At 40.7% G+C, this 11,603-nt stretch carries 5 protein-coding genes; all 5 read left to right on the top strand.

Annotated elements, in window-relative coordinates:
• Window positions 1–2 precede the first annotated feature (2 nt).
• The 5 genes from DXB63_RS12635 to DXB63_RS12620 all read left to right on the top strand — a co-directional run bounded on the left by DXB63_RS12635 (window position 3) and on the right by DXB63_RS12620 (window position 11,582).
• A complete protein-coding gene (locus DXB63_RS12635; RefSeq protein ID WP_122348266.1) occupies window positions 3–1,523 on the top strand; it encodes a glycosyl hydrolase in 1,521 nt (506 codons plus the stop codon).
• Between the two features lie 25 nt (window positions 1,524–1,548).
• Window positions 1,549–4,401, top strand: coding sequence for a discoidin domain-containing protein (locus tag DXB63_RS12630; protein WP_122126784.1), 2,853 nt, complete (start codon window positions 1,549–1,551; stop codon window positions 4,399–4,401).
• Window positions 4,402–4,406: 5 nt separating this feature from the next.
• Window positions 4,407–4,559 (top strand): hypothetical protein, encoded by a 153-nt coding sequence (locus tag DXB63_RS17965; RefSeq protein WP_158563681.1) that lies wholly within the window; start codon window positions 4,407–4,409, stop codon window positions 4,557–4,559.
• Window positions 4,560–4,602: 43 nt separating this feature from the next.
• Window positions 4,603–6,840, top strand: coding sequence for a beta-glucosidase BglX (gene bglX, locus DXB63_RS12625; RefSeq protein WP_122126783.1), 2,238 nt, complete (start codon window positions 4,603–4,605; stop codon window positions 6,838–6,840).
• Window positions 6,841–7,256: 416 nt separating this feature from the next.
• Window positions 7,257–11,582 carry a discoidin domain-containing protein gene (locus DXB63_RS12620; RefSeq protein WP_199604200.1) on the top strand — a complete coding sequence of 1,442 codons (4,326 nt, stop codon included), beginning with the start codon at window positions 7,257–7,259 and terminating at the stop codon, window positions 11,580–11,582.
• The last annotated feature ends 21 nt before the right edge of the window (window positions 11,583–11,603 follow it).

Genomic DNA, 11,603 nt, shown 5'->3' with positions numbered 1-11,603 from the left:
ATATGAGATTACGGGATTGTATTATACTGTTTGGCTTAATTGCCATTGTAAGCAGTCAGACAAGTACGTTTGCGCAGAAGCGCAGTGAAAAACGGGGTGTGTCTGAAAGTAGCTTTTCCGATGAAGCGGAAATTAAATCCTTGTCTTCGGGCGTTTCCTGGTATTATGATTGGGGACCTACCCCCAACAATGCTGTTAAAGGCGTAGTTGGACCGGGAAAAGATATGGATTATGTGCCAATGACATGGAATGGTGGATTTGATGAAAATAAAATTCGTCAATATTTTACAGATCATCCGGGAGCAAAATATCTTTTGGGATTTAATGAACCGAATTTTAAAGCTCAAGCTAACATGACTCCGAAGCAAGCTGCTGAAATATGGCCTCGTTTAGAGAAGATTGCGGAAGATTTTGATTTGGAATTGGTTGGTCCTGCTTTGAACTATTCACCTGATGCGCCTTATCAAAATCCAACAACTTGGTACGATGAATTTTTTAAGGCATATCCAAATGCGCGTGTAGACTATCTTGCTCTACATTGTTATATGGTACAACCGGCTGCCGTTATGGATTTTATTGATGGAATAGCTAAACGATATAATAAGAAAATTTGGTTAACCGAATTCTGTGCTTGGGATGGGATGCAGGATAACGCTGAAACTTATAATATACAGCGTAAAACAATGACACAAAAGCTTGAAGCTTTAGAACTTAGTCCTAATGTAGCGAAGTATGCATGGTTTAAGGCAAAAGGACTAAACTCTTTACCTTATTATCGTTTGATGCTTTATTCATCGGAAGCTGCATCTGGAGGAGAAGCAGGTATCTTGTCGGAATTGGGGCAGATATATGTAAATATGTCTTCTTTTGATATGGATCATTATTATACAACAGATGATGTTATACCTGCAACAAACTATATCCAGTCCTCTTATTCTTCTTTGGAACTTAATTCGGATGAATCAAGTCCTTTTAAGTTGCAATGGGAAGCATTCGGTATGGGATGTACTGCAACTTATTTGATAGATGTTCCGGAAGCAGGTACTTATCCATTATCGATTCGTATTGCTTCTGTTGCCGAAAGGTATGCTCCTAACATAGAAATCTATTCGGATGATAATTTACTTTCAACGGTAGAGATCCCGGAAACAGGAAGTACAGATAAATGGGAAACTAGAATTATAAATATTGATTTGCCGGCAGGTAAGCAACGCTTAACATTAAAGAGCAAAAAGAATACAACGTGCAAAATTAATTGGATAAGTTTGAGTGGGACTCCCTCTAAGATTATAGATAAGGTAATGCCTAATAAAATATCTATTCGTAAAGAAGGGGCAACCTTATATGCTGATACGGAACAGGAAGTCAAATCTTTTATGGTTTCTGACATGGGAGGTAGAACGTTAGTTTCTATAAATAAACGTAATCATATAGATGTATCTTCTATTTCCTCCGGTGTTTATTTAGTTACTGTGTCTTTGGCAGATGGCACAACCAGGACAGTGAAACAAATTATAGAATAATTTTAATACTTAAAATGTTTATATTATGAAAAAAAGAAACTTTTTTATGACTCTGTTTGTCTTGCTATGCATGACAATTACGAGTGTGAATGCACAGGTAAATCTGGCTTTGGATAAGCCGGTTTACGCATCTTCAAAGCAAGAAGAGGCAAAGAATGCCGTTGATGGAAAGGATAATACACGTTGGCAAGCAGCTGAAGAGGATGAAAACGAGTGGTGGTACGTAGATTTAGGTGAAACATTTGACTTGGATTTTATCGAAATAAATTGGGAAGGTGCTTTTGCAAAGAGGTTTGAGTTGTATGGAGCTACAGATGAACCGGATCAAACAACCGGCGAAGGAACTTGGAGCTTGTTAGGCGAATTTACAGTAAATAAGGCAGGACTTCATACTTACGATGTATTAGGAAATAGTGCACGTTTTATAAAGTTTGTAGCTTTAGAACGCGAAATGGTTTGGGGGTCGAGTTTCTTCGAGTTCAGAGTCTTTAAAGCGACTGCAGATCCTGTCTTGACAACAATCAGTGTACCGGAGGTAGTGGTTCAAGGAATGAAAACAACTGTTTTCCCTATAACGCTACTTGACCAGGAAGGTGGACTTTTTAAGGGTGAGACTACGATTACAGTTTCTTCTTCAGATCCTGATATTGCTGATGTTGAAGCATCCGGTACGGATAAAACATTGTCTGTAACAGGCAAAAAAATTGGTATGAGCCAATTGACAATTACCGCAACCTCGGGAGATGCAAGTGTTACTGAAAAGGTAGATTTAGATGTAATCTCGGAATCTTACACTTGGAATGCTTTAGAAAATATAGACAACTTGACAAGCTTTGAGGTTGGCGAAGGATATACTTTTGAACCACAAGAAAATGGTGTTTTAGTGACACTTACAAAAGGTCCTAATTGGGTTGGTTTTAAACTAAAGGAATTACCTAAAGAGCTTAAAGCCGGTGAATATTCTTATGTTCATGTGATAGGTTCTTGTGCTACTTCAGCTCAGAGTATAAAAGGAAGATTTGGCTATGGGGAATTCTCTTCTTCTACGATTGCAATAGCAGATGAAAAACAAGATTTTGTATTTAAGGTGACCAATACAGCCGGCGAATTAAAGAAGTTGACAGAAGTCGTTATTATGGTAGATTATTCATCTGTTTTTCCTAAGGCGATGACAATTGAAAAGATTGTGTTCAATAATAGTGCGGACGAAATTGTTAAAGTGTTAGATGAGGAAGCACCGCAAATAACTTCTGCAGCATTGGTAAATGAAAGCATTGCTTATGGTAGTGTAGACTTAACAATAGAAGCAACGGATAATATCGGTGTCTATTCTTATGTGATAACAGATGATGCAATGGAATTCTCTAAAGAAATTCTTGTCCCTACTGACGGGAATACAATTACAATAAAAGGTTTAAATCCAAATACGGAATATACTTTTTCTATAGTAGCAAAAGATTTGGCAGGCAATCTATCTGAACCAGTAACTTTATCTCCTTTTACTACTTTGGTACGTGAAAGTGAATGTCAAGGTACTATCACGGAGAAGGGTGGTAACACAGCTTGGAATATAGACTATTCAATTACTTATAATAAAGGAAAGGTTACTTTTAGAATAACACCGGCAGAAGGTGGTCCGGCATTGACTTATGGACAGGTTCATCGTATGGATGCTAAAGGTGGATTTGGTTTCGTTGGTATGAATAAACAAGAGGACGGAAGCTATACTTTGACTGCAGATGATACTTATCCGGTAGGCATGTCTCTTTATACAATGTTTGTATGGAATATGGAAGGACATGATGGAAACTTTACGAGTGCCAATAATGATGATTATGAGCATTATATTTTCGCTATCACGGGTGAATGTTCAGGACCGTTGGAAAAAGAAGGAACAGATACGGATCTTATCTTGTCAGGAAAATGGGATGCAGATTTATTTGCCGGTTATGATTTGGATTATGCAAAACTTACTACGATTGATTTAATAGATGTAATAGGAGGCGAACTTCCTGCTATGGAAAATTTAAATCCGAACTGTTTGATTTATGTAGATAAGAGTTCTAAGATTTCAGATACGTCGAAAAATATAGTAGTATTTAATAATGGAGAGGGTAACGCTGAAGCAATTACTTTAGAGGATGGTCATCCGTTTAATAACACGAAAGAGTTTACAGCAGCTTCTATTTCATATACCCGTGATTTCTCCGGAATGAATGGTTGGGCTTCTCTTTATTTGCCTTTTGCAGTAAAGGTAGAGGGATATACTATTGAAACTTTAGCTGATTATACAAGCCAAGAAGATAAAGGATATTTCTCTTTTGAATCTGTAACAAGAACTAGAACAACTGCGAATACTCCTTATATTATGGCTGTAAATAGTGAAACGAACGGTGTATTTACCGGTTCAGGTATAGTACCTGTAGCTACAGCTGCTAATGATGTTTCAATTGATAATGGTACATATGTTTTCAAAGGTACGTTTAATGAAATAGCTGCCGGTAGTGCCAATGGTCTTTATCTGCTTCGCACTGATGGTAGTGAATTTGCAGTTGGCTCAGATGATTCTTCTGTTCCTGCTTTCCGTGCTTATATTACCAGCAATTCAGCTTTTGCTGCAGATCGCATTAATGTGTTACATGATGGCGAAGTTCCTCCTCCTCCAACTAAGATTAATGCTCAAAATGCAAGTACTCTTCTTGTATGGTCTGCAAACGGAGTATTGGAAATTGTAGCGGATAAAGCACAATGTGTAAAAATATGCAGTATAGATGGTTGTATCGTTCGTAATATGGAATTGAATGAAGGTCATAATGTAATAACCAATCTGCCGAAAGGTATTTATATCGTAAATAATCAGAAAGTAATTATCAAATAAGGTCTATGAAAATAAAAAGTAGATATTTAAAACCTTGTGTTGAAATTATAAAAATAGAAATGCAAGAAGTCGTAGCCTCTAGTGTAGGTGTGGGCAAAGGCCCTCATACAGGTCCTGCCGGCTCTAAAAAGAGAGATTTCTGGTTTGACAATGAATGACAGGGAAACATTATATGAATAGATATAATTGAGAATATAAAGTATGAATCGTTATTTAAATAAATTTTGTGTACTAGCGTTTTCGGTGAGTACGTCTCTGGCTGCCTATAGCCAAGCAGATACTGCAATGGAACAGCGGATTGACGAATTAGTCTCGAAGATGACATTGCAGGAGAAGATCGGCCAAATGAATCAGCTGACAGGGACGGGCTTATCCGATGATATGAAAAGTATGATTCGTGCAGGAAAAGTCGGTTCTATATTGAACGAGTTGGATGCGAAGACTGTCAACGAGTTACAGCGCATTGCTGTGGAAGAGAGTCGTTTGCATATTCCGATGATTTTTGCTCGTGACGTCATTCATGGTTTTAAAACAATTTTTCCGATTCCATTGGGGCAAGCTGCCTCATGGAATCCCCAAGTGGCAGAGGATGGAGCTAGAGTAGCTGCGCTGGAGGCAACTTCAGCCGGTATACGTTGGACATTTGCTCCAATGATCGACGTAAGTCGTGACCCGCGTTGGGGACGTATAGCTGAGTCTTGTGGTGAAGATCCTTATCTTACGTCTGTAATGGGAGCTGCCATGGTGAAAGGTTTTCAGGGAGAAGATTTATCTTCTCCTACCTCTATGGCTGCTTGTGCCAAGCACTTTGCCGCTTATGGGGCTACAGAATCCGGGAAAGATTATAATACAACTTGGATTCCGGAGATTCAGCTTCGCGAAGTCTTTCTTCCCCCATTTGAGAAAGCTGCCGAAGTTGGTGCTGCATCATTTATGTGTTCTTTTAATGATATAAATGGTGTACCTTCTTCCGGAAACAAGTTCTTGAACCGTGATATATTGCGTGATGAGTGGAAATATGATGGTGTTCTAGTTAGTGACTGGGGCTCTATTGAGCAGATGATTCCGCACGGATTTTGCAAAGACTTGAAAGATGCAGGATTGAAAGCTATTTTGGCGGGTGTTGATATGGATATGATGGGATATGCTTATCTGATTCATTTGGAAGACTTGGTAAAATCGGGTCAGGTTGATGAAAAGTTATTGGATGAATCTGTTCGCAATATTCTTCGTATGAAGTTCCGTTTAGGGTTATTTGATAATCCTTATACAGAGATTCAAAAAGAACAACCATTCTATACCGCTGAGTCTTTGCAGAAAGCGAAAAATGCAGCGATTGAAGGTGCTGTTCTATTGAAGAATGATGGCGTACTTCCTGTAAAGAATACCGTTAAATCGGTTGCTGTTGTAGGTCCTCTTTCCGATGCTCAGGCAGATCAGGTGGGCACATGGTGCTTTGATGCAGAGCCGGAACACTCCGTAACTCCGCTTACAGCAATTAAAGAGTTGTGTGGGAAAGATGTGAAGGTGATAGCAGAGCAAGGCTTGACTTACAGTCGTGATAAGAGTGAGGATGGTATTAAGAAAGCTGTTGCTGCTGCCGTAAAAGCAGATGTAATCTTGTTCTTTGCAGGTGAAGAGGCTGTTTTGTCGGGAGAGGCACGTTGTCGCGCGGATATAAGTCTTCCGGGTGCTCAAAGAGAGATGCTGAAAGCGTTGAAAGCTACGGGTAAACCGGTGGTGATGATTGTTATGGCCGGTCGTCCTTTGACAATACCGGAGGAAACGGAAATGGCCGATGCTGTGTTGTATGCATTTCATGGAGGAACAATGGCAGGTCCGGCTTTAGCTGATTTATTATTCGGCAAAGCTGTTCCGTCAGGTAAACTTCCGGTGACACTTCCTCGTATGGTGGGACAGGTTCCTATCTATTATGCGCATAAGAATACCGGACGTCCGGCATCCAACATTACTTTGATTGATGATATTGAGATTGGTGCAAAGCAGACGTCGTTGGGATTTACAAGTTATCATTTGGACGCAGGTGATTCTCCTTTGTTCCCGTTTGGTTATGGTTTGTCATATACCACTTTTAAGTATGGGGATGTGAAATTATCTAAGACCAATATGAATAAAGGTGATGTATTGATTGCTACTTGTGAGGTTTCCAATACAGGAAAATATGATGCGGATGAAGTTGTACAACTTTACATCAGAGATAAAGTAGGTTCGTTGGTTCGCCCGGTCAAAGAGTTGAAAGATTTCAAGAAAGTCGCTATCAAAGCCGGACAAAGTAGAACCGTTTCTTTCCAGATTACGGAAAAGGATCTTGCTTACTGGAATGCAGATATGGTAAAACGTGCCGAAGCCGGTGAGTTTGAAGTTTGGATAGCTCCAAGTAGTGCGGCAGGTACTTCTGCATCCTTTATTTTAAATTAATTGAAATGTCTTTCATCCTTCAGTCGATAGCGGAAATTGCGATGAATAAAGGTTCCCGGGCTGAAGGATGACTGAAGGATTTTAATCTGAACCACCGTTGAGTTTTAAATAAAATCAGCGGTGGTTTATATAATAATTATGATGATTGAAAAAACATACGGACGTTTGTGATCAATCGACCGTATGTTTGAATTCAATCGACCGTATGTTTGAAAACAAAGATACGGGTACTTGAAAATTATGAAGCTGAAAGATTGACGGATAAACCATCCTTCAGCTCGAAAGCCTTTGTTAATCGTGTTTCCGGAACTTCCTGAAGGATGAAGGATTAGTTGATTGCTTCTGTAATCGGCTAAAAAAACGAGTCGGATTACTGCTTGACTTCCGGAATCTTATTAATATCTTATTAAATCCGAATGATGAAACAAATCAAAAAAATACAAATCCTGACTTTTATTTTTCTGGTGATATTTAATGCCCACGGGTATTCTCAAAAATATACCGGATTGAAGGTCTCTTCTACAAATGCAACGAGTGCCGGTTTCGATAGACTATTTGACGGAAATCTTACCGGAAACCAGTGGCAAGAATCCACAGTGGCGGATGATATCTGGTTCATAGTTGATTTAGGGGCGGATAAGCCTGTCGGTTATATTAAAATCTATTGGGAAGCAGCCAATGCGAAAGCTTACAATATTTCATTCTCTACAAATGGGTCTGATTTCACGAATCAGAAAGATTATTCGGATATGGCGGCGGGTAACAGGACAGACAATATTAATCTGACCGATGAGAATATCTCGTGCCGCTACATTAAATTTCAAGGTGTGGAACTCCAATTAGGCTACGGTTATTCTATCTATGAATTTGAGGTATATCCTCCCGTAACGCCGGAATTGTCATCTCTCGTTTTTCTGAATAAAGATAAACTAATTACTAAGGTAGGTGAGAATTTCTCCCTTTTCATCGAAGGAAAAGACCAAATGGGGAATTCTTTCGAGTTATCTCAACCTACATCATGGAGTGTGAAAGAAGACAATGCAACTGTTTCTCCTGAAGGGGTGTTCAGGGCTCTTGTTGCGGGATTTTATACTGTTACCGCTACAAATAACGGAATATCGGCATCGGCTCTCGTTGAAGCCATTCCGAATAAAGAAAAATTATCCATTCCCGGAGATGGAGTAGAGGCTTCTTCGGTCAAGGGAGACAATGAAGCGGCTTTTGCCTTTGATGGCAATTATAATACTCGTTGGGAGAGTATCTCGGGAGTGGACCCGCAATGGATAAAAGTTGATTTGGGACATCGGTATGCTGTTACCGATATGAGAATAAGCTGGGAAACGGCTAATGCGAAGGATTATAAGATAGAAGTATCGGATGATGGTAGTGAATGGTCTCAGGCTTTGGTTAAAAGTGATATGCCTGCCGGAACCAGAATCGATGGATTATATGGCTTGGACGACGTTGTAGGGCGTTATGTAAGATTGACGGGTACGAAGCGTAATGAGAATTTCGGCTATTCTATTTTTGAATGGGAGCTTTATGGAGTTAATCCGGACGTACAATCGGATAAAGAACCGCCTACTGTTCCAACTGATTTTACTGCTACTCCTGCTGTCTATGCGGTGTTCCTGCAATGGACGGCTTCTACGGATAATGTAGGAGTGGATCATTATAAGATATTTAAGGACGGAGCTTTTGAAACTCTGATAGATGGTAATTCTACCTCTATGACAATCAGTAACCTGTCTCCTGATACCGAATATACGTTTTCCATCAGGGCGTATGATGCCAAAGGCAATGAGTCGGAAGCCGCTACTTTGCAGACCAGAACGAATGATAATACGGTAGGAGATGTTATTATGACCGGAGTTGGTAATATTGCCGCCGGTATGAGTACCGAATGTTCCTCAGTCCGTGGGGACGGAGCAAATCAATCTAATTTTGCTGTCGACGGAAATGTAACGACACGTTGGGAGAGTGAGGCCAATGATGAGGAAAGTATTACGGTAAATCTGGGTTTGCAGTTTTATATAGGCAGGGTGATTCTTCGTTGGGAAGCTGCTTCGGGGAAACATTATGTGATTGAGGTTTCAGTGGATAATGTCAACTGGCTGAAAGCTTATGAGTTTAACGGTAATAATTTGCCGCAGGAAGCTCGTGTAGATGATTTTACATTCAATACGGTTGTCGGTCAATATATACGTATGCGGGGTATAGAGCGTAATACTCCTTACAGTTACTCTTTGTTTGAATTTGAAGTGTATAGCCCCGGTAGCGGACCGGATGATGTTATTGATCCGAATCCAAACCCGAATCCCGAACCGATTCTTCCCGGTGAACCTTCCTTTAAAACTTTACGCCCTTCATCTAAGGCAATGGTAGTAGATACCCGTCGTCCGACATTGGAATGGGAAACGGTGTCCGGTGCACAATCTTATGAAATATGGCTCAATATTACTCGGGATGATTATGATTGGTACAAATGCGGAAGTTTGCTTGACCGTTTTACAAAAGTAGGAGAGTCGGCAACCAATTCGTTCACACTGACGCAGGATTTACCTGATCGGTGGACTTATAAATGGTATATTGTAACGAAAGTAGATGGTGAGACCAAGAATTCGGATTTAGGTCAGTTCAGCCTTTATCTACCGGCTGTGACAGCCGTCTCTGATGGTATTAAAATTATAGATGGTTGCAGGGACTTGAATAAAAACGGGAAAGTTGATGATTATGAGAATTGGCGTTTACCGGTAGATGTACGGGTTACAGACCTTATGGCACAGATGACGATAGAGGAGAAAGCCTATCAGATGTTTTATAATGCACAGAACTATCCGTTGGCAGGATGGGCATTCGGACCGGGTACGGTGAGTGATATGTTCCTTAAACAAAAAACGGCGGCAACTACCAGATTGGGTATTCCTTTTGTTTCTGCCGGAGATAATATTCACGGTTATCAAACTACCTATCCCACACAGAGCACAATGGCTGCCTCACGTAATTTGGATATTGCTCATCAAGTGACAAATATTCAACGTACGGAGCAGATAGCGGTAGGTGCAAGAGGTGTTTTAGGACCTTTGGCTGAGGTAGGAACAAAAGTTCTTTATCCCAGAATACAGGAAGGATGCGGAGAAGATGCCGATTTTGCAGCAGCTATGGTGCGTGCCATGATTAGTGGTTTTCAGAACGGGCCGGAACTTTGTCCTTCTTCTATTATGGTGACGACAAAACATTGGCCGGGTGAGGGAGCCGGTGGTGAAGCTTTGATTGTATATGATGCTGTAACAGCTAAATACCACATGAAACCGTGGTTTGCTCACATGGACGCCGGAGGCGGTGCAGTAATGCCGGGCTATGCAGGCAGTTCTTTTATTGATCCGGGTGGTCCGGGGGCTGGTGATAGCAAAAAGATTACTGATTATTTGAGAAATATTATTGGTTTTGATGGTGTGGTCTGTACGGATTGGCTGCCTTGGGGGGCATGGATAGATTGTGCCTTGGCAGGAGCTGACGTAATGGGTGGGGCCGACCCCGGAGCTGAAGGCTTCAGTATGGATACATTTATCCGTGAAGTAGGCGAAGAACGGATTAATGAGGCTGTAAAACGTATTCTTACCGTGAAGTTTAAACTGGGAGTATTTGAAGACCCTTATGGGAATGCCGATAATAAAAGTAAGTATGAAGAGACTTGGTATACAAAAGAAAGCCAGGAATTGGTAATTGATGCTGCACGTCAGTCAATGACTTTATTGAAGAATGAGAAAGGTGTGCTTCCTTTGGATAAGTCGGCAGGAAAGAGATATCGGGTGGTAGGTTCGAGAGCGAATGATGGAGATTCTTACCGCATCTGGACCAGTTATTTCCACCGTGAACATGGTGCTAAAACCATGTATGAGGCTTTGCGGCAATTGGGACAGGAGAATGGATTCTCCGTTTCTGATACGGAAACTAATCCGGATGCCTCGATTGTAATTATCGGTGAGCCGACTTATACACATGGTACTATGTGGAATACGGAAATGCCTTATGTGCATGATGCAACGGAACATAATTTGGAGGAATACGATTTGACGACTTTACAACAAGCTCGTGCTTTAGGTAAGCCGGTTGTTGTTGTCTTGATAATGCCTCGTCCGTTTGTCTTGTCCAATATTTTAGAGTATGCAGATGCTATTCTGATTGCCTACCGTCCGGGTGATGGAGCCGGTCCCGCATTGAACCAGGTGTTGTTTGGCGATTATGCCCCGAAAGGACGATTACCTTGGCAACTCCCTCGTTCTATGGAACAAGTCGGAACAGACAACCTGACAGGGCAAGCAGAGAAATGGGATCTTCCTTTTGATCTGGGAGCCACAACGGCAGAGCGTCAAGAAATTCGTTCCAAGATAATTCTTGGTGAGCACTTGGAGCCTGTATATGGTGATCCTTTATTCCAGTATGGGTATGGTATGCAAGGTTATACCACAGGAGGTGAACCGATTGGTATGGAAGAAATCTCTGTTGAGGCCTTGAATATTTATCCGAATCCGGTTCATGATGTACTGACAGTACGTTTGAATAGTAGCATTTCCTCTATAGAAATATATAATGTAAGTGGAACTGTTGTGTTGAGCAAAGTTTATGGTGTGGATAATATGGAAATGATGTTGGATGTTTCCGGTCTGGATGAGGGCTTTTATATTGTCAGGGTTAAGGATGGAAAGAATGCCTACACACAAAGATTCATTAAAAAATAGATTCATAAATAAAATACTAAA

It is taken from the genome of Bacteroides sp. OM05-12, from assembly GCF_003438995.1.
In the GTDB taxonomy this organism is placed as follows: domain Bacteria; phylum Bacteroidota; class Bacteroidia; order Bacteroidales; family Bacteroidaceae; genus Bacteroides.
This window is presented reverse-complemented; position numbering and strand designations above follow the sequence as displayed.